The sequence below is a fragment of the Janthinobacterium sp. NKUCC08_JDC genome, assembly GCF_019345575.1.
GTDB lineage: Bacteria > Pseudomonadota > Gammaproteobacteria > Burkholderiales > Burkholderiaceae_D > Janthinobacterium > Janthinobacterium aestuarii.
The window spans coordinates 363,369-383,205 of the sequence record NZ_JAHKQW010000004.1 but is presented as its reverse complement, the minus strand read 5'-3'; the positions used below and the strand labels follow the sequence as shown (position 1 = coordinate 383,205).

Below are 19,837 nucleotides of genomic sequence, written 5' to 3'. Positions count from 1 at the left end.
CATGGCAATCGAAAACCTGTTTGACAGCGCCAGCAGCGTCATGACGGTGGTTTCCTTTACGACGTTCGTGGGCATCCTGTGGTGGACGTTCAGCCGCAGCAACAGCGACTTCGACGCGGCGGCACGCCTGCCGTTCGCCGACGACGCGCTCGACTATCCGGCCGAGGCCGAGATGAACCTGGCGAAGGAGCATAACCATGGCTGACTTTACCAATGGCTTCTGGAATATCTACATCATCGTGCTGTCCCTGCTGGGCATCATCGGCTGCGGCGTGCTGCTGTACTCGCAGTCGAAAGTGAAAGTGGTCGCCGGCGCCCCCGCCGACGGCACCACGGGCCACGTCTGGGACGAGGACTTGAAGGAACTCAATACGCCGATGCCGCGCTGGTGGATGTGGCTGTTCTACATCACCATCGTCTTCGCGCTGGCCTACCTGTTCCTGTATCCGGGCCTGGGCAACTATGCCGGCAGCCTGGGCTGGAAATCGACGGGCCAGTACGAGGAAGAGCTGAAGAAGGCGGAAGCCGACTACGGTCCCCTGTTCAACAAGTACCTGAGCCAGGACTTGAAGACGGTAGCCGCCGACCCGCAGGCACAAGCCATCGGCCAGCGCCTGTTCCTGACCTACTGCGCGCAATGCCACGGTTCGGATGCGCGCGGCAACAAGGGCTTCCCCAACCTGACGGACAAGGACTGGCTGTATGGCGGTGAACCCGACATCATCAAGACCACCATCCTGCACGGCCGCAATGGGCAGATGCCTCCGATGGGCGCCGCCCTCGGCTCCGAAAAAGATGTCGAGAACGTGGCCCATTATGTGCTGAGCCTGTCCGGTTCGACCTCGGATCCCGTCAAGTCCGTGCTGGGCAAGGCCAAGTTTGGCGCCTGCATGGCCTGTCATGGCGCCGATGCGAAGGGTAACCAGATGCTCGGTGCGCCGAATCTGACGGACAAGGTCTGGCTGTACGGCGGCAGCGCCGATACCATCATGGAAACCGTACGCAAGGGACGCAGCAACACCATGCCGGCCTTCAGCGATTTCCTCGGCGAATCCAAGGTACACGTGCTGTCGGCGTATGTCTGGAGCCTGTCGAATCCTCAGACGCCCGTGAAATGATGTAATGGAACCTCAAGTCATCAAGATGTATGCGGCCCGCGAGCAGATCTACCCTCGCGAGGCCAAAGGACGCTACGCTACCTGGCGATGGGTATGCGTATGGCTTACCCAGCTCGCGTTCTACGGCTTGCCGTGGTTGACCTGGAATGGCAGGCAAGCCCTGCTGTTCGACTTGACCACGCGCAAGTTCTACATTTTCGGCGTCGTGCTGTGGCCCCAGGATTTCATCTATCTGGCGGCCCTGCTGATCATCTGTGCGTATTTGTTGTTCCTCGTCACGGCCATTGCCGGGCGGGTGTGGTGCGGGTTCTCTTGCCCGCAAACGGTATACACGGAAATCTTCCTGTGGGTCGAACGCCGCATCGAGGGCACGCGCAGCGCGCGCATGGCCCTCGACAAGCAAGGCCCGTCCGTGCGCAAGGCATTCAAGAAGACGGCCAAGCACCTGGTGTGGGGCGCCATCGCCCTGTGGACGGGCTTTACCTTTGTCGGCTACTTCACGCCGATCAAGGAACTGGCGCGCGAGGTGACCACCCTGAATTTCGGTCCCTGGGAATGGTTCTGGGTCTTGTTCTACAGCCTGGCAACCTACGGCAACGCGGGCTGGCTGCGCGAGCAGGTGTGCAAATACATGTGTCCCTATGCGCGCTTCCAGAGCGCCATGTTCGACCAGGACACCCTGATCATTACCTACGATGCCAAGCGCGGCGAACCACGCGGCGCCATGAGCAAGAAGGCCGGCAACAACGACAAGCTGGGCGATTGCATCGACTGCACCCTGTGCGTGCAGGTGTGTCCGACCGGCATCGATATCCGCAACGGCCTGCAGTATGAATGCATCGGCTGCGCCGCCTGCGTCGATGCCTGCAACAGCGTGATGGACAAGGTCGAGCGGCCGCGTGGCCTGATACGCTACAGCACCGACCATGCGATGGAAAACAACTTCAATTCGAAGCAGATACGCCAGCGCGCCATGCGCCCCCGCGTCTTGATCTACACTTCCATCCTGGCCCTGATCATCATCGCCGTATGTACCTCGCTGGCCCTGCGCACGCCCCTGAAAATGGACGTGATCCGCGACCGCGGTTCGATGGGACGCGAAGTGGAAGACGGCATGATCGAAAACGTCTACCGCCTGCAGATCATGAACACGTCCGAGCAAAGCCAGCATTTCAAGATCAGCGCTTCCGGCTTGCCGGGCCTGACCTTGCTGACGCGCGAAGAAGTGACCTTGCAGCCGACGGAAACGCTGGGCTGGCCGATCCGCCTGCGCGTGCCGCACGGCGTGGGCGAGAAGGGGTCGAACAAGATTGCGATCGAATTGCAATCGCTGGACAACCCGTCGCTGCATGTGCGTGAAAGCGCGGTCTTCATCGTGCCGCGTTAATGCAGGAAGGCCGGTCCCCGCATGGGGGCTGGCCGTTTACACAGGAGAAATACCATGTCCGACAGTCTGAAACTGCAGCCTCCCGTTGCACCGTGGTACAAGCATCGCTGGCCATGGCTGCTGATGATCGGCCCCGGCCTGTCCGTGGTCGTCGGCAGCTTCATGGGCTATATCGCGTTTACGCAGCCCGACGCGCTGGTGGTGGGCGATTATTACAAGCAGGGCAAGGCGATCAACCAGGATTTGAAGCGCGACACGATCGCCAGCGACCTGGCGATGGAGACGAGCCTGGCGTACGACGTGGCGCAAGCGCGCCTGAGCGGTTCCGTGCACAGCTTCGGCAAGGCCTACCAGGGACCGCTGCAGCTGCACCTGGCGCATGCGACCCTGCCGGAAAAAGATATCAAGCTGCTGGTGCAGCCCGATGCGGCCGGCAATTTCTCGGTCGCGCTGCCGATGCTCGAGCGCAGCCGCTGGCAGGTGCTGGTGGAAAACGACAAGCGCGAGTGGCGCCTGTCCGGCATCTGGACCTGGCCCGTGCAGCGCAGCATCGCGCTGCATGCGGACGAAGAGTTATAAGCCTTACTTGCAGACGTCCGTGCCTGCCGTAATGGCTTTCAGCTTGGCTGGTTGCAGGATCTCGATCTCGCGGTTCGACACGCGCAGCCAGCCTTCCTTCTTGAATTTGGACAGCAGGCGGCTGACGCTCTCGATGGTCAGGCCCAGGTAGTTGCCGATTTCCTCGCGCGACATGCGCAGCTGGAATTTGCTGCTCGAATAGCCGCGCGCCTCATAGCGCGACGCCAGGTTGACGATGAAGGCGGCAAAACGCTGCGTCGCCTGCATATTGCCCAGCAACAGCATCACGCTTTGCTCGCGCGTGATTTCCTGGCTCATCATGCGGTGGAAATGCCGCAGCAGGGTCGGCATATTGCCCAGCAATTGTTCCAGGCTGGAAAACGGGATTTCACACACTTCGCTGTCTTCCAGCGCCACCGCATTACAGTGGTGGCGGTCGGCGCTGATGGCGTCCATGCCCAGCAGTTCGCCGGCCATCTGGAAACCCGTCACCTGCTCCTCGCCGCCCGGATTGATCTGGTACGTCTTGAAGTGCCCCAGCCGGATCGCGTACAGGTTCTGGAACGAGTCGCCGATGCGGAACAGCGAGGCGCCGCGCACGATCTTGCGGCGGCGGCCGATGATCTGGTCCAGCCTGTCCATGTCGCCCATATCGAGGCCCATCGGCAGGCACAATTGATGCATGCTGCAGGTCGAGCATCGCGCACGCAACGCTTCCACGGTCACTGTGGGCAAGGTTGGAGTGAGGAGCGCTTCAGTCATGTCGGTACCTTTTAGAAAATGCAACAACAAGTTTACTGCATACAGGGTTGCCGTGTGCCAATTTCACCGCAATTTCGGCGAATAAACGACGTTCCGACTTTAATTATATGGCAACATCGTCAAAAGCCCATGCGGGGAGGGCCATTTGCGCGGCGCCGCTTGCCAACTTGATGTATTGATAGGAAAATTCCTAACAGCATTATCTGCCGCCTGTGCCGCCCGGTACTGAAAAGGAAATCATGAAGCCTCTCGGCATCAAAGCAAAAGTCGCGCTGGCCACCAGTCTGACCTCGATCGCCATGATCGCGCTGGTCACCATGATACAGGTGCAGCACATGCGCGACGACTTCACCCGAGTACTGCTGAGCCAGCAGTCATCCCTGATCAGCCGCACCGCTGCCGAGCTCGACGACAAGCTGGGCATGCTGCTGCAGATCGTCACCCTGACGGCCAGGCAGCAGCCGCCGGAATTGATGGCCCAGCCGGCCCAATTGCGCGAATACTATTCGCGCCGCTCGATGCTGGTGCTGTTCGACGACGTGCTGGTGCTTAATGCGCAGGGCGCCGTCGTGGCCGACATGCCGGAAGTGGCGGGGCGCACGGGCATCAACGTTGCCGAGCGCGAGTATTTCCAGACCGTGCTGCGCACGCGCCAGCCCATGATCACCGAGCCGATGCTCGGCAAGTCGAGCGGCATGCCCATCGTGCAGATGGTCGCGCCCGTGCTGGCCGCCGATGGCCAGGTGGCCGGCGTGGTGATCGGCGTGCTGCGCCTGTACAAGGACAACCTGCTGGGACGCCTGCGCTCGGAAAAGATCGGCAAGAGCGGCTATTACTTCATCCTCACGCGCGGCGCCGTGCCGCGCTACGTGCTGCATCCCGATACCAGCCGCTTGCTGCAGCCGCGCCAGCCGAGCGCCAACCTGACGACCACCCAGCTGCTGAAGGAAGATGGCGAAGGCAGCATGGTCAGCACCAACAGCCGCGGCATCACGGCCGTCAACAGCTTCAAGCGTTTGAAATCGGTGAACTGGCTGCTGGCTACCTCGCTGCCCGTCGCGGACGCCTTCGAACCGTTCGATGGCGTCCTGTACCGGCTGGTGCTGTGGAGCATCCTCGCTTCGCTGCTGGCCGCATTTGTTCTGGGCTGGGTCACCGTGCGCCTGCTGTCGCCGCTGGTGCGCCTGCGCAACACCCTGCTGGCCCTGCGCACCAGCGGCAGCCGTTTCACCCCCGTGCCGGTGCAGCAGCGCGACGAGATCGGCGAACTGACGGAGGCGTTCAACGGCCTGATGAGCGAGCGCGACCGTCTGCAGCAGGAACTCGAATCGCGCGCGGCCGAACTGGAGCAGGAACGCGACCGGGCCGAGGCCGCCAACCGCGCGAAGAGCGATTTCGTGGCCAACATGAGCCATGAAATCCGCACGCCCCTCAATGCCGTGCTGGGCATGGTGTATTTGCTGGGAAATACCAAGCTCGATACGGAACAGCGCAAGTATCTGACCATGGTGCGCGTGGCGGGCCAGTCGCTGCTGGGTATCCTCAACGACGTGCTCGATTATTCGAAGATCGAGGCGAGGCGCATGGAACTGTCGCCCGTCGAATTCGACCTCGACGAAGTCATGAATACCCTGGCCACGACGATGACGATGAATGCGGGCGAAAAGGAGCTGGAACTGGCCATCGCCGTCGAGCCCGACGTGCCGCGGCGCCTCGTGGGCGACGCCCAGCGCCTGCAGCAAATCCTCGTCAACCTGGCCGGCAACGCCATCAAGTTCACGGAGAACGGCGAAGTGGTGGTGGCCGTCAGCCTGGCCGAGAGCAGGAGCGAGAGCGGCCGCGCCTGGCTGCGCTTCGAAGTGCGCGACACGGGCATCGGCATGACGGAACTGCAGCAACAGCAGCTGTTTGCCGCGTTTTCGCAGGGCGACCAGAGCATCACGCGCCGCTTCGGCGGCACGGGCCTGGGCCTGGCCATCAGCAAGCAGCTGATCCACATGATGGGCGGCGACATCGCCGTCGCCAGCAGCGAAGGCAAGGGCAGCCGCTTCTGGTTCAGCGTGCCGTTCGAGATGCTGGCGCAGCCAGCCGAAACGCGACGCACGCCGGCACTGGGCCAGCTGCGCCTGCTGGTGGCCGACGATAACCGCACCACGCGCGAACTGATCGTCAAGCTGATCGAGGCGTGGGGCTGGCTGGCCGACGAAGTCGATTCCGGCTTTGCCGCCATCGAACTGTACCGCGAACGCCTGGCGCAGCAGCAACCGTACGACGTGGTGCTGGCCGACTGGCACATGCCCGTCATGGACGGCCTGGCCACGGCCAAGGCCATCCGCCAGGCGGCCAGCGGCCAGCGCCAGCCCATCGTGGTGATGGTCAACGCCTTCGCCCGCAACCACCTCGAGGAAATTTCCAGCGCGGCCGAGGCCGACGTCGTGCTGATGAAACCGATCACGGGATCGAGCCTGTTCGATGCCCTGCACCAGGCACTGATCACCAAGAACGACGGCGGCGAGCAGCGCATCCTGCACCAGCCACTGGGCACGGAACTGGCCGGCGTGCATTTCCTGCTGGTGGAAGACAATCATTTGAACCAGGCCGTGGCGCGCGGCATCCTCGAACACATGGGCGCCACCCTCGACGTGGTGGGCGACGGCTTGCAAGCCGTGGAACGGCTGCGCACGGAAGCGCTGCGCTACGACATCGTGCTGATGGACATGCAGATGCCCGTCATGGACGGTTTCAGCGCCACCCACATCATCCGCACGGAGCTGCGCCTGAGCCTGCCCGTGATCGCCATGACGGCCGGCGTGCTGGCGTCCGAGCGCGAGCGCTGCATGACGGCCGGCATCAGCGACTTCATCGCCAAGCCCGTGGTGGTGGAAGAGATGATGGAAGTCATCCTGCGCCACCTGCCCAAGCGCCCGCCAGTGCAGACGGCCGAGCCCGTACGCGTCGCCGATGAAGAGGTGTTTTCCATGGCGCCGCTGATGCGCGTGATGGGACGTGACGCGAAGGGGCGCGGTGTACTGCGGCGCATGGTCGAAGACGCGCTGAACAAGGGCATGACGCCCGTACGCGACGCGGAAACAGCATTGCAGGCAGGCCGCCACAGCGACGTGGCGCGTATCCTGCACAGCGTGCGCGGCTCCGTCGGCACCCTGGGCACGAAACGCCTGATCCGCGCCGCGTTCGCCACCGAGGAAGCCATCGACGCGGGTCGCCTGGATGAAGTCCCAAGCCTGCTGGCGCACACGGCGCAGGAGCTGGAACTGGCGCTGGCGGCGGCGGCGGATTGGTTGTCGCGGTTGAAAGATTAGGCCTGCAACGTAAAGCTGGGGTCAGACCCGCCGGGTCTGACCCCGGAACTTTGCTCAGCGCCGCCGTTTACGCCGGTACACCGAGGATCACACTAGATGCTTTAAACATCGCCGTCACGCTGCTGCCGATGGCGATGCCCAGGTCCGTGCTGCTCTGATTGGTAATGATGGCGGCGATCGTGCCGCCGCGCGGCAAGTCCAGCACCACTTCCGTGTTGACGGCGCCCGTCTGCACGCGCGTGACCGTGCCGGCCAGCTGGTTGCGCGCGGAAAAACGCGCGCCTTCGCTGTCGGCCACGAGGATGATGGACGAAGCCTTGATCAGCGCAAACGCTTCGGCGCCAGGCACCAGGCCCAGGCTTGCGCTGCTGCCCTGCGTGACGATGGCCACGATGTGCTGGCCGCCGGGCAATTCCAGGGTGACTTCGTCGTTGACGGCACCCTGTTTCAGTTCGGCCACCTTGCCCAGGAATTGATTACGTGCCGTCGTTTTCATGGCCATTCTCCGTATGAGTAAAAGATCGTCGGCGATGCCTTCGGCCTGGCTGCCCAGCTGGCGCAGGTAGCGCGCATGCTCGCGTTCGATGATGCGGAAATTGTCGACCAGCTGGCGCCCCCGCTGCGTGAGCCGCGTGCCGCCGCCGCCCTTGCCGCCCGTCAGGCGCTCGACCAGCGGCTCGCCGGCCAGGTTGTTCATCGCGTCGATGGCGTCCCAGGCCGCCTTGTAGCTCATCTTTACCAACTTGGCCGCCTGCGTGATGGAACCGCATTCGGCGATGGCGCCCAGCAATTCCACCCTGCCGGCGCCGCCCAGGTTTTCCCCGCCCACCGTCATCCATAGCGAGCCTTGCAAGCCGATTTTATCCAATGCGTTCACCCAATGCCATGTGGTCTTCCCTGTTATCGATCTGTCCGTCGCGCAAGTACAGCACGTGCTCGCCCAGGATGCGCGCATCTTCCGGATCGTGCGTGATCAGGATCATGGGCACGTCCAGACGCTGTTGCCACTGGCTCAGTTCCAGCCGCATTTTGACACGCAGGGCCGGATCGAGGGCGGCGAACGGCTCGTCGAGCAGCAGCGCGGACGGCTCGGCCACGAGCGCCCTCGCCAGCGCCACCCGTTGGCGCTGGCCTCCGGACAACTCGTCGGGGAACTGGTGCGCCAGTTCCTGCAAGTGGAAGGCGTCGAGCCAATGCTCGACCTTCTGTAATTTTTCGCGCGCGCGCGGATTGAACCAGCCGCGGCTCAGGCCAAAGCCCACGTTCTGGCGCACCGTCAGGTGCGGGAACAGCGCGTAATCCTGGAACAGGTAGGCGACATTGCGCTGCTGCGGCGGCAAATTGATGCCGGCGGCCGAGTCGAACAAGGTGCGCCCGTTCAGGCGGATATGGCCTTCGTTCGGCGTGAAGAGTCCGGCAATGGCTTTCAGGGTCATGCTCTTGCCGGCGCCGGACGGGCCATACATGGCGATGCGCTGGCTGCCGGACGTACATTGCACCTGCAGGTCGAAGCGGCGTTTGCCGGAGCGCAAGGTGGCGCGGATGTCGAGGTCGAGTTGCATGGGCGTCATCCTCAGCGTCCTTTGTGCGCGACGCGCCCGGGCGCCAGGCGGCCAGCCAACAGCAGCACCACGATGCAGACCACCGAGATGATCACGACCAGCGTATTGGCCACGTCGTCCTGGCCCGCCTGCACGGCTTCATACACGGCCACCGACAGGGTCTGTGTCTTGCCGGGAATGCTGCCGGCCACCATCAGGGTGGCGCCAAACTCGCCCAGCGCGCGCACGAATCCCAGCAGCACGCCGGCCAGGATGCCGCGCCAGGCCAGCGGCAACGTGACGCGAAAGAAGATCGCCATTTCCGAAATGCCCAACACGCGGGCCGCCTGCTCGAGCTGGCCGTCGACAGCCTCGAAGGCGGCGCGCGCGGGCTTGAAGACGAGGGGAAAGGCGACCACGGTGGAAGCGATCACCGCGCCCTGCCATGTAAAAATCAGGTTGATGCCGAAGTTGTCCTGCAGCCAGATGCCCAGGGTGCCGCGCCGGCCCAGCAGCACAAGCAGGTAGTAGCCGAGCACGGTGGGCGGCATCACCATCGGCAGGGTCAACAGGGCGTCGAGCAATTCGCGCCCGGGAAAACGCGTGCGCGCCAGCAGATAGCCCGTACCGATGCCGAGCAACAAGTTGAGCGCCGTGGCCCATGCCGCCACTTTGAGCGACAGGGCCAGTGCGGTCCAGGCGATATCCATGCGCGTTCGTTTGTTTTATGGCTTCTTAAAGCCGTACTTGGCCAGGATGGCTTGCGCCGGCGTCGTCTGCAAATAGCTGACAAAGCGCTTCGCTTCCGCCCCATTGCCGCTGCCCTTGATGGTGGCGATCGGGTACAGCACGGGCGCCTCCAATGGCACGTCCAGCACGACGTTGACCTTGTCTTTCATGATGGCCGCGTCGGTCGCGTAGACAAAGCCCGCATCGACTTCGCCGCGCGCCACGTAGTCGAGCGACTGGCGCACGTTCTGCGTGCCGATGGCCTTGGGCTGCACGGCATCCCACAGCTTGGCCTTCTTCAGCGCGCCTTCGGCGTAACGGCCGACGGGCACGCTGGCCGGATTGGCGATGGCCACGCGGGTCACGCCCTTGTGCGTCAGGTCAGCCAGGCTCTTGATGCCCAGCTTGCTATCGTGCGGCACGATCAGCACCAGGCTGTTGCCGACGAAGTCCATGCGCTCGGCCGGCAAGACGAAGCCCTGCTTTTGCGCCGCATCCATGGTTTCCTGGTCGGCCGAGGCAAACACGTCCACGGGCGCGCCCTTGACGATCTGCTGCAGCAGCACGCCCGAAGCGGCGAAGTTCAAGGACACCTTGCTGCCCGGATACTGCGCCTCGTAGCTTTGCGCCGCCTCCTTGAACGCATTCGTCAGGCTGGCCGCGGCCGACACGACCACTTCACCGGCAAGGGCGGACGAGGCGGCGGTGGCGAAGAGGGCGGCGCCGAGCAGTGTGGCGAGGGAGGTGAGGCGCATGATCGTATCCTTGATGAGAAGAGAACCTGGTCCGTAATATACACCGATATATAGCGCTCTGCCATCGCACAGGTCAAGCCAGCGCAAGCTGCATTCCCTGATATACTGTATATAAACACAGTATATTGAGGTGAGCCATGGAATTGACGGACAAGCTGGAAATCCTGGCCGACGCGGCCAAGTACGACGCGTCCTGCGCCAGCAGCGGCGCGCCCAGGCGCGATTCCATCGGCAAGGACGGCTTTGGCGCCACCTCGGGCATGGGCATTTGCCACAGCTACACGCCGGACGGACGCTGCGTCTCGCTGCTGAAAGTATTGCTGACGAATTACTGCCTGTACGACTGCCAGTACTGCGTCAACCGCCGCACGTCGAACGTGCCGCGCGCGCGCTTTACCGTGGCCGAAGTGGTGAAACTGACGAGCGACTTTTACCTGCGCAACTACATCGACGGCCTGTTCCTCAGTTCCGGCATCATCCAGTCGGCCGACTACACGATGGAACAACTGGTGCAGGTGGCGCGCGAATTGCGCGAGGTGCATCAGTTCCGCGGCTACATCCATTTGAAAACCATCCCTGACGCCGACCCCGCGCTGATCGCGCAGGCGGGCCGCTATGCCGACCGGCTCAGCGTCAATATCGAACTGCCGACACAGGACAGCGTGCAAAAGCTGGCGCCGGAAAAAAGCGTGCATACGATCAAGCTGGCGATGGGGTCGATACGCCGCAAGCTCGACGAGAAAGCGGAAGAACCGCGCGCACCGCGTTTCGCGCCGGCCGGGCAAAGCACGCAGATGATCGTCGGCGCCGATGCCAGCGACGACCAGCAGATCCTCTCCACGGCCGAGACCCTGTACGGCAGTTATAAACTCAAGCGCGTGTACTACTCGGCCTTCAGCCCGATCCCCGACAGCCCGAAAAGCGTGCCGCTGGCGCCGCCGCCGATGCTGCGCGAACACAGGTTGTACCAGGCCGATTTCCTGCTGCGCAGCTATGGTTTCCAGGCCAGCGAGTTGCTGCCCGCCACGGGCGGCAACCTGGCGCTCGATATCGATCCGAAACTGGCGTGGGCGCTGGCGCACCGCGAACATTTTCCGCTGGACTTGAACCGCGCGGCGCAGCACATGATCGCCCGCGTGCCCGGCATCGGCTTGCGCAATGCCCAGCGCATCGTCGACCTGCGAAGGCTGCGGCAGGTGCGCTACGCCGATCTGTCGCGCCTGCGCTGCAGCATGAAGAAAATCGCTCCCTTCATCATCACGGCCGACTACTTTCCCGCGCGCGACACCACCGCCTCGGAACACCTGCGGCGCGCCATGGCGGAGGCGCCGCAGCAAATGAATCTGTGGCCGGAGCTGCAGGCCGCATGAGTACGGTGGTGCGGCTGGCGCAGTCGTTCGACGAGTGGCGCGCTGCAGCAAGGGAACTGATCGCGCTTGGCGTGCCACCTGCCGACGTTGCCTGGCAGTGTCAACACGGTGAGGGCGACCTGTTTTCCGCCACGCCGGATGCGACCGATGCCAGTGCGCCACGGCTGCGGCTGCCTCGTCCCCTGGTGGAACTGCTGCAGGCGGCCGCCTGCTTCAACGTGCCTGACCGCTGGGCCTTTTTGTACCAGGTGCTGTGGCGCTGGCAGCTGGGCCAGCACGACGTGATGTCGCCGGCCGACGCGGACGGCGCGCGCCTGCACGCCATGGTCAAGGCCGTGCACCGCGAGGAGCACGACATGCATGCGTATGTGCGCTTTCGCGAGCGGCCAGAATGCGAGGGCGCGCCCCGTTTTGTCGCCTGGTTCGAACCCGTGCACGAGGTGCTGCCGCAGGTGGCGCGCCACTTTGCCCGCCGCATGGGAGCTACCAGCTGGATGATCGCCACGCCCGCCGCCAGCATGCTGTGGGATGGCACGACCTTGCACGCGGGCCCAGCACTGATGCAAGGCGCGGCCGACATCGACGATGCGGGCGAAGCCCTGTGGCTGACCTACTACCGCAGCATCTTCAATCCCGCGCGCGTGAATGCGGATTTGCTGCACAGCCATATCCCCTCGCGTTTCTGGAAAAATCTGCCGGAAGGGGCCATCGTGCCCGCCATGCTCAGCGGCGCCGCCAACGGCGAACGGCGCACGGGCCAGACGGCCAGCGTGGGCCAGCGCAGCGGCGCGGCCATGATCCCGATTGCCGCCGAGCGCGCCCAGCCAGTGCGCGAGGTAGCGACCAGCCTGGACCAGTGCCGCCGCTGCGAACTGTGGAAAAGCGCCACGCAAGCCGTGCCCGGCATTGGCCCGGCACAGGCGCGCATCATGCTCGTGGGCGAGCAGCCGGGCGACCAGGAAGACCTGGCCGGCTTGCCGTTCGTAGGCCCGGCCGGGGTGCTGCTCGAGCAAGCCATGCAGGAAGCGGGCATGGCGCGCGACAGCATCTATCTGACCAACGCCGTCAAGCATTTCAAGTGGGAGCCACGCGGCAAGCGCCGCCTGCACAAGACGCCCGCGCAGCGCGAGATCCTCGCCTGTCATGGCTGGCTGGAAGAAGAGATTGAGCGCGTCCAGCCGCAGGTGATCGTGGCGCTGGGCAGCACGGCCTTGAAGTCCATCCTGCAGGATGGCGCGGCAAGCATGACACCGCTGATCGGCACGCTGATCGAGCATGCGGGACGCTCGGTGGTGACCGTGTATCACCCGTCGTATGTGCTGCGCGCGCCGGATGAGTCCAGCCGGCGGCAGGCTTACGCGGTCATATTGGCGGGGCTGCGGCAGGCGCTGCGGCTAGAGCAGGATAGCCATCACAGCGTTGTCGCCGGCACATCCTGCCCCTCATCGCGCCGCGCATAACGCTGCGCGATCACGGCACAGATCATCAGCTGAATCTGGTGAAACAGCATCAGCGGCAGGATCACCATGCCCAGCGAACGGGTGGAAAACAGCACCTTGGCCATCGGTACGCCGCTGGCCAGGCTTTTCTTCGAGGCGCAAAAGACGATGGCGATTTCGTCTTCCTTGTTGAAGCCCAGGCGGCGGCTGACGAAGGTCGAGATGCCCAGCACCAGCGCCAGCAGCAAGGTGCTGATCAGGCCCAGGGCGACCAGGGTTTCCACGGAAATCGTATGCCACAAGCCTTCGCTGACGGCTTCACTGAAGGCTGTGTAGACCACCAGCAAGATCGAACCCTGGTCGACGTATTTCAAGGTGGCTTTGTGGCGGTCGACCCAGCGGCCGATCCAGCGGCGCAGGAACTGGCCGGCCAGGAAGGGCAGCAGCAGCTGCATGACGATGGACAGCACGGCATCGACCGACGACTTGCTTTCCGCGCCCTTGGCCACCAGCAAGCCGACGAGGATGGGGGCGAGGAAGATGCCGATGAAGTTCGAGGCCGAGGCGCTGCAGATGGCGGCCGGCACGTTGCCGCGCGCCATGGCCGTCATGGCGATCGAGGACTGCACGGTCGAGGGCAGCGCGCACAGGAACAAGATGCCCATGTACAGGTCGGGCGTGAGGAAGGTCAGCGCCAGCGGGCGCAGGGCCAGGCCCAGCAGAGGAAACAGGACAAAGGTGCTGGCCAGCACCAGCAAGTGCAAGCGCCAGTGCATGGCGCCGGCCACCACGGCTTCGCGCGACAGCTTGGCGCCATGCAGGAAGAACAGGGCGCCGATGGCGACGGTGGTGATGTTGCCGAAGACCACGGCCGTCTGGCCCGTGCAGGGCAGGAAGGTGGCCAGCGCCACGGTGACAAGCAGGGCGATGGTGAAATTATCGGGTTTCAGATTGCGCAGCAGGGCAGCGGGAGAAAAAGAAGACATGCGGTAGCCTGGTAACGGCGCAGCCTTACACGCTGTGCCGGGGATGACAAACGGCGCCGGGAACGGCGCCAGTGCCAGCCATTCTACCTGCTTCCAGGCGGCTTGCCTGGAAGCAGCACGGCTCCCACTCGCTACCCGCCTTACACGATACCGCTGCTGCTGGCGCCTGCCTTCGGGGGGCGCGCCACGCCGCGCTGCTCCCGATAGCCGCTGCCGCGATAGCAGGCCACAGGGTCGATGGCGGCACCCGAGCGCTGGCGTGCCATCGCCAGGATGGCGCTCACATCGGTGCGGAACGCCTGTTTCAGTGCTTGCGCCGAGGCGTGCACGTCGTTGGCTTCCTGGTAGTGGCGCAGGGCGGCGCGGTCGACCAGCGCGGACTGGATGAAGGCGCGCTGCACTTCGACGGCACTGCTCATCAGGCTTTCGATAGGGTCCGTCACATTGTGCGACTGGTCCAGCATGTAGGCGGGTTTGAAGGCGGCGCCCTCGCGCTCGGCGGCGTCAGCCAGTTCGTTGAACACGAGGAACAGCTGGAAAGGGTTGATGCTGCCCGAATCGAGGTCGTCGTCGCCGTACTTGCTGTCGTTGAAATGGAAGCCGCCCAGTTTGCCGAACTGCGCCAGGCGCGCGACGATCATTTCGATATTCGTGTTCGGCGCATGGTGGCCCAGGTCGACCAGGCATTTGGCCTTCGGTCCCAGCGCGCTGGCGCAGGCAAAGCTGGTACCCCAGTCGGCGATCGTGGTGGCGTAGAAGGCCGGCTCGAACAGCTTGTGTTCGATAAATAACTGCCAGTCGGCGGGCAGGGCGCCGTAGATGTCGCGCATGCTGTCGAGGTAGCGCTCGAGCGCGCCGCGCAGATTGTGCTGGCCCGGAAAATTCGCGCCATCGCCCACCCATACCGTCAACGCCGTCGAGCCCAGCGCACGCCCCAGTTCGATGCATTCGATATTGTGCTCGACGGCCTGCGCGCGCACGGCCGCGCTGTGCGACGTCAGGCTGCCGTATTTGTACGACTGCGCCTGTCCGGCCTGGTCCTGGAAGGTATTCGAATTGACGGCGTCAAAGCCCAGGCCGTAAGCCTGGGCGGTCTCGCGCAGGGCGGCCGTGTCGCTGACCTTGTCCCATGGAAAATGCAGCGAGACGGCGGGCGTCGCTTGCGTCAGCTGGTTGATGACGGCGCAATCTTCGAGCTTTTCAAACACGTTGCGCGGTTCGCCCAGGCCGGGGAAACGGGCAAAGCGCGTGCCGCCCGTGCCGGTGCCCCAGCTGGGTACGGCCACGGCAAACGTCTGCGCCAGCGCCGTCAGTTTTTCAATGTCCTGGCCGCGGCGGGCAAGCACGCCGCCCAGGGCCGCATAGTCAGCTTCCAGGTTCGCTTGCAGCTTGGCATTGTGGTCGGCCACCAGGCCGCTGTCGATCATGGTATGCATCTTGTCTCCTTGCGCGCAGCGGCGCCATGGCCGGCTGCGTCGTTTTTTTAGATTAACGTGTAAATGCGGCCGCGTTGCCCGCGTCGACATTGATGATATTGCCCGTGCTCTTGGCGGCCTTGTCGCTGGAGAGGAAATACACGGCTTCGGCAATATCTTCCGGCAGCACGCTACGCTTGAGCATGCTGCGCTGGCGATAGAATTCCTCAATGTCGCCCGTCTCGATCTTGTTCGAGGCGGCCCGCTCTTCCTTCCACTTGCCATCCCAGATGCGCGAACCGCGAATGACGGCATCGGGGTTGACCACGTTGACGCGGATGCCGTGCGGCGCCCCTTCGAGCGCGATGCAGCGGGCCAGATGGATTTCCGCCGCCTTGGCGGTGCAATAGGCCGAGGCACCGGCCGATGCCACCAGACCGTTCTTGCTGGCGACAAACACCATGCTGCCACCGAGCTTCTGCTGCTGCATGATGCGGAAGGCGGCGCGACTGACGAGAAAATAGCCGGTCACCAAAATCGACTGGTTGCGTTCCCACATCTCCAGGGTCGTTTCTTCCAGCGGCGCCGAGGAAGCGATGCCCGCGTTCGAGACCAGCAGGTCGATGCCGCCAAAGCGCAGCGCGGCCGCATTCAGGATGGCCTCGACGTCGTTTTCGGCCGTGATGTTCGCCCGCACCGTGGCGATATTGTCGCGTCCCGCCACCTTCAGCAGGCTCTGCTCCGCCTCTTCCAGCGCGGCGCCGTCGATATCGGTGAGCATCACGCAAGCGCCTTCCTGCAGCAGCTGGCGCGCCACGGCCTGGCCGATGCCGCCGCCGCCGCCCGTCACCAGCGCAATGCGTCCGGCCAGGCTTTTGGGTTTGGGCATGCGCTGCAGCTTGGCTTCTTCCAGCAGCCAGTATTCGATATCGAACGCTTCCTGTTCCGGCAAGCCCACATAGGTGTCGACGCCATTGGCGCCGCGCATCACATTGATGGCATTGACATAGAACTCGCCGGCGATGCGCGCCGTCGCCTTATCCTTGGCGAACGACAGCATGCCCACGCCGGGGATCAGATAAATGATGGGGTTGGCGTCGCGCACGGCGGGGCTGTTGTCGTGCTTGCAGCGCGTGTAATAGGCGAGGTAGTCGGCGCGGTAGGCGGCCAGCGCCTCGTCCAGGCCGGCGACCAAACGGTCAAAATCAGGATAGGCCGGATCGAAGTCGATGACGAAGGGGCGGATCTTGGTGCGCAGGAAATGGTCGGGGCACGAGGTACCGAGCGCGGCCAGCGGCAGCAGGTCGGCGCTGCAAACGAACTCGAGCACGTTGGCGCTGTCGTCGAAGTGGCCCAGCTTGTACTCGTCCTGGCTGATCTTGCCGCGCAGCACAGGCATCAAACGCTGCGCCAGGGCCGCGCGCTCGTGCGCCGGCAACGGCGCGGATTTGGCGCCGCCGAACGCCGGCTGCGTCGTGTTGGCCGCCAGCCAGTCTTCCGCGCGCTTGATGATGGCCAAGGTGGTTTCATAGCAGGACTTGGCCGTATCGCCCCACGTAAACAGGCCATGGCCTTCGAGGATGATGCCTTTCAAATGCGGCTGCGACTGCGACAGCGCTTCGAGTTTGAGGCCCAGGTCGTAGCCGGGACGCTGCCACGGCAGCCAGCCCAGTTCGCCTTCGAAAATCTTGTGCGTCAGTGCCTGGCTATTGGCGCAGGCGGCGATCGCGATCACGGCGTCCGGGTGCATATGGTCGACATGCTTGCGCGCGATATACGCATGCAGGGGCGTGTCTATGCTGGCCGCGCGCGGGTTCAGATTGAAAGTGCAATGGGGCAGGTAGGCAACCATTTCATCTTCCAGCGCCAGGCCACGGTAGCGGCCCTTCAGCGCGCGCAGCTTGTCCATGTACAGGGTGGAAAAGCCATCGAGCTTGATGCTGCCCAGGTCGCCGCCGGAGCCTTTCACCCACAGCACCTCGACCTCGTCGCCGGTCAGGTGATCCGTCATGCGGATCTTGGCCGAGGTATTGCCGCCGCCGAAATTGGTGATGCGCATGTCGGAACCGAGCAGGTTGGAACGGTACAGCAAAAGCTCCGGTTCGCTCAAGGTCGCGGCGTGCGCATCGTCCCATAGCGAGGCCATGGGCGCAGGTGGTGTGGTGTCCATCGTGGCGGTCATACAGTGTCTCCATTCTTGGTTGTGCGTGCGGATCGCCATGGCCGCATCTGTGTGCGGGACGCCATGACGGCAGCACTCAGTAGAAGCCAGCGTGCCAATCATGTCAATCAACAAGCAATCAAAAACGTGAGGGAAACGCAAATAATCACCAGGTTGATTGGAACTCCGATCACGCATTTGCGCGCTATCCAAATAATCACGATGTTGATTGATTGATTGTTGACATGCACTGCTCAACTGCTTAGGCTGGCTCACCGATAAAGAAGTCGTCCCCGGGCAGCTGGTACGGGAGAGGACTCAAAAAGGAGACAACGTGGTTAATCACAAACGCCGCAAAGGCTTGCTGAAACTACTCGCCGAACATAGCGTGGCGAGCGTCGACCAATTGGTCGACTGGCTCAATTCCTCGCCGGCGACGGTGCGGCGCGATATCGCCTGGCTGGCCGAGCGCAATTTGCTGACCCGCACCCGCGGCGGCGCCGAGAGCCTGCCGCAAAAAAAACAGCGCACGTTTGCGTTGTCGGGCGAAACCTTTCAAAACAACCTGGACCGCTGCGCCGCGCAAAAGCGCGCCATCGCCCGCCACGCCTGCGGCCTGTGCGCCGATGGCGACACCATCATCATCAATGGCGGCACCACCACCTACCGCATGGTCGAGTTCCTGGTCGACAAGCGGCTGAAAATCCTCACCAATTCCTTCCTGATGGCCGAGCGCCTGCTGATGTCCAGCGAGAATGAAATCATCCTGCCCGGCGGCAAGGTGTATCGCGAGCAAAACGTCATCCTGAGTCCCTTCGACAACGACATCAGCCAGCATCATTACGCGGGAAAAATGTTCATGGGCGTATACGGCCTGTCGATGCTGGGCTTGATGGAAGCGGATCCCTTGCTGATCCAGGCCGAGAAACGCCTGATCAGCCAGGCCGAGGAGTTGATTGTCCTGGCTGACAGTTCCAAGTTTGCCAGGAAGGCAGGCCTGATCCTGTGCGGCCTGAACCGCGTGTCCTGCGTCATCACGGACACGGGCGCTTCGGACGCGGCCGTGCAGATGCTGGAGCAGTCGGGCGTCAAGGTACTGGCCGTCGCCCCCGAGGCGATGGCGGCGCCGCTGTCGCCGGCGGAGCAGGCGTGGCAAGAGCAATAGGCAATACCTAGTCAGTGACAAAAACAGAGGGCTGGAGACATGGTGTCTACCGCCCCGGCAGCAACAATAAAAAAGGAGACGCGGCATGAAATTGAACAAAATGATGGTGACGGCATTGAGCATGTGCATGATCGGCTGCCTGGCCGCCAGTGCCCAGGCGGCGGAAAAAATCAAGATCGCCATGGTCGTCAAGAGCCTGGGCAACGGCTTCTTCGACGCCGCCCACGAAGGCGCGAACGAGGCGGCCAAGCAGCTGGGCGACGTGGAAGTCATTTACACGGGGCCCACCACGGCGACGGCGGAAGGGCAGATCGAAATCATCAGCTCGCTGATCAGCCAGAAGGTCAGCGCCATCGTCATTTCCGCCAACGACGCCAATGCGCTCGTGCCGATCACCAAGAAAGCCATGCAGCGAGGCATCAAGGTCATTTCCTTCGACAGCGGCCTGGCCAAGGAGGGGCGTTTGATGCAGCTGAACCCGTCCAGCCCGGCCCTGATCGGCCAGAAACAGATTGAAATGGCGGCCGACGCCATCGGCGGCACGGGCGAGATCGCCATCCTGTCGGCCACGGCGCAGGCGACGAATCAGAACATCTGGATCGGCGAAATGAAAAAAACGCTGGCCCAGCCTGCGTACGCCAAGATCAAGCTGGTGGCCACCGTGTATGGCGACGACCAGTCCGACAAGAGCTACCGCGAAGCGATCGGCCTGCTGCGCAGCAACCCGAACCTGAAAGCCATCATCGCGCCAACCACCGTGGGCATCAATGCGGCCGGCAAGGCCGTGGTCGACGAGAAACTCGTGGGCAAGGTGTATGTGACGGGCCTGGGCTTACCGTCGGAAATGGCCGGCCACGTGAAGAGCGGCGCCGTGAAAAGCTTTGCCATCTGGAACCCGATCGACCTCGGCTACGCCGCCACGTATGCCGCCCATCAATTCGTCACCGGCAAGGCCAGCGGCAAGCCGGGCGAAAGCATCGCCGTCGGCCGCATGGGCAAGCTGACACTCGATGCGGGCGGCGAAGCGGCGCTGGCGCCGCCGTTCACCTACAACAAGGATAACGTCGACAAGTTCTCGAAGATATTCTGATTTGTTTGTGTACCGACGGC

General features: G+C 63.4%; 17 protein-coding genes. 9 read left to right on the top strand and 8 right to left on the bottom strand.

Translation table 11 applies throughout. The features are described from left to right. Nucleotide 1: 1 nt before the first annotated feature. From KO538_RS14075 to KO538_RS14060, 4 genes are read left to right on the top strand one after another with little or no spacing between them, the layout of a single operon-like run. A complete protein-coding gene (locus KO538_RS14075) occupies nt 2-205 on the top strand; it encodes a cbb3-type cytochrome c oxidase subunit 3 (RefSeq protein ID WP_034752515.1) in 204 nt (67 codons plus the stop codon). Continuing rightward, entirely contained in the window at nt 198-1,118 is a 921-nt protein-coding gene (gene ccoP / locus KO538_RS14070) for a cytochrome-c oxidase, cbb3-type subunit III (RefSeq protein ID WP_034752517.1), read from the top strand. The genes KO538_RS14075 and ccoP overlap by 8 nt, the downstream gene beginning before the upstream one ends. 4 nt (nt 1,119-1,122) lie before the next feature. Beyond that, nucleotides 1,123-2,505 carry a cytochrome c oxidase accessory protein CcoG gene (ccoG, locus tag KO538_RS14065; RefSeq protein WP_230516841.1) on the top strand — a complete coding sequence of 461 codons (1,383 nt, stop codon included), beginning with the start codon at nt 1,123-1,125 and terminating at the stop codon, nt 2,503-2,505. A gap of 54 nt (nt 2,506-2,559) precedes the next feature. After that, nucleotides 2,560-3,084 (top strand): FixH family protein, encoded by a 525-nt coding sequence (locus KO538_RS14060; protein WP_219328636.1) that lies wholly within the window; start codon nt 2,560-2,562, stop codon nt 3,082-3,084. A gap of 3 nt (nt 3,085-3,087) precedes the next feature. Here the strand turns inward: KO538_RS14060 and fnr are convergent, their stop codons facing one another. Further along, nucleotides 3,088-3,846, bottom strand: a complete 759-nt coding sequence (gene fnr / locus KO538_RS14055; RefSeq protein ID WP_034752524.1) for a fumarate/nitrate reduction transcriptional regulator Fnr — start codon at nt 3,844-3,846, stop codon at nt 3,088-3,090. 239 nt (nt 3,847-4,085) lie between these two features. Here fnr and KO538_RS14050 point away from each other — a divergent pair, with 239 nt between their 5' ends. Continuing rightward, nucleotides 4,086-7,166, top strand: a complete 3,081-nt coding sequence (locus KO538_RS14050) for a response regulator (RefSeq protein ID WP_219328635.1) — start codon at nt 4,086-4,088, stop codon at nt 7,164-7,166. 67 nt (nt 7,167-7,233) lie between these two features. Here the strand turns inward: KO538_RS14050 and KO538_RS14045 are convergent, their stop codons facing one another. From KO538_RS14045 to modA, 4 genes are read right to left on the bottom strand one after another with little or no spacing between them, the layout of a single operon-like run. Continuing rightward, nucleotides 7,234-8,001, bottom strand: coding sequence for a TOBE domain-containing protein (locus KO538_RS14045; RefSeq protein WP_139143380.1), 768 nt, complete (start codon nt 7,999-8,001; stop codon nt 7,234-7,236). A 25-nt stretch (nt 8,002-8,026) separates the two neighbouring features. Next, nucleotides 8,027-8,728, bottom strand: a complete 702-nt coding sequence (locus tag KO538_RS14040) for a sulfate/molybdate ABC transporter ATP-binding protein (RefSeq protein WP_219328634.1) — start codon at nt 8,726-8,728, stop codon at nt 8,027-8,029. An 11-nt stretch (nt 8,729-8,739) separates the two neighbouring features. Continuing rightward, nucleotides 8,740-9,417: a molybdate ABC transporter permease subunit gene (modB, locus tag KO538_RS14035; RefSeq protein WP_219328633.1), complete on the bottom strand. Its 678-nt coding sequence runs from the start codon at nt 9,415-9,417 to the stop codon at nt 8,740-8,742. A gap of 15 nt (nt 9,418-9,432) precedes the next feature. Further along, nucleotides 9,433-10,191, bottom strand: a complete 759-nt coding sequence (gene modA, locus KO538_RS14030; protein WP_219328632.1) for a molybdate ABC transporter substrate-binding protein — start codon at nt 10,189-10,191, stop codon at nt 9,433-9,435. Nucleotides 10,192-10,328: 137 nt separating this feature from the next. Here modA and KO538_RS14025 point away from each other — a divergent pair, with 137 nt between their 5' ends. Continuing rightward, the gene (locus KO538_RS14025) at nt 10,329-11,561 is read left to right on the top strand and encodes a putative DNA modification/repair radical SAM protein (RefSeq protein WP_034752533.1); all 1,233 of its coding nucleotides are present in this window, start codon (nt 10,329-10,331) and stop codon (nt 11,559-11,561) included. Beyond that, on the top strand, nt 11,558-13,021 hold the full coding sequence (locus KO538_RS14020) for a UdgX family uracil-DNA binding protein (protein ID WP_219328631.1): 1,464 nt from the start codon (nt 11,558-11,560) through the stop codon (nt 13,019-13,021). Before KO538_RS14025 ends, KO538_RS14020 begins: the two co-directional genes overlap by 4 nt. Here KO538_RS14020 and KO538_RS14015 read toward each other — a convergent pair. From KO538_RS14015 to KO538_RS14005, 3 genes are all read right to left on the bottom strand, one after another. Then, the gene (locus KO538_RS14015; protein WP_051991317.1) at nt 12,973-13,986 is read right to left on the bottom strand and encodes a bile acid:sodium symporter family protein; all 1,014 of its coding nucleotides are present in this window, start codon (nt 13,984-13,986) and stop codon (nt 12,973-12,975) included. The two genes, KO538_RS14020 and KO538_RS14015, sit on opposite strands and share 49 nt — an antisense overlap. A 140-nt stretch (nt 13,987-14,126) precedes the next feature. Next, a complete protein-coding gene (gene rhaI / locus KO538_RS14010; RefSeq protein ID WP_219328630.1) occupies nt 14,127-15,422 on the bottom strand; it encodes an L-rhamnose catabolism isomerase in 1,296 nt (431 codons plus the stop codon). 52 nt (nt 15,423-15,474) lie between these two features. Continuing rightward, nucleotides 15,475-17,583, bottom strand: a complete 2,109-nt coding sequence (locus tag KO538_RS14005) for a bifunctional rhamnulose-1-phosphate aldolase/short-chain dehydrogenase (RefSeq protein WP_257620347.1) — start codon at nt 17,581-17,583, stop codon at nt 15,475-15,477. Between the two features lie 313 nt (nt 17,584-17,896). Between KO538_RS14005 and KO538_RS14000 the strand changes: the two genes are divergently transcribed. Together KO538_RS14000 and rhaS are read left to right on the top strand one after the other, a co-directional pair. Further along, complete coding sequence (locus KO538_RS14000) at nt 17,897-18,727, top strand: DeoR/GlpR family DNA-binding transcription regulator (RefSeq protein WP_219328629.1); 831 nt, start codon at nt 17,897-17,899, stop codon at nt 18,725-18,727. 103 nt (nt 18,728-18,830) lie between these two features. After that, the gene (gene rhaS, locus KO538_RS13995) at nt 18,831-19,817 is read left to right on the top strand and encodes a rhamnose ABC transporter substrate-binding protein (RefSeq protein ID WP_374106851.1); all 987 of its coding nucleotides are present in this window, start codon (nt 18,831-18,833) and stop codon (nt 19,815-19,817) included. The last annotated feature ends 20 nt before the right edge of the window (nt 19,818-19,837 follow it).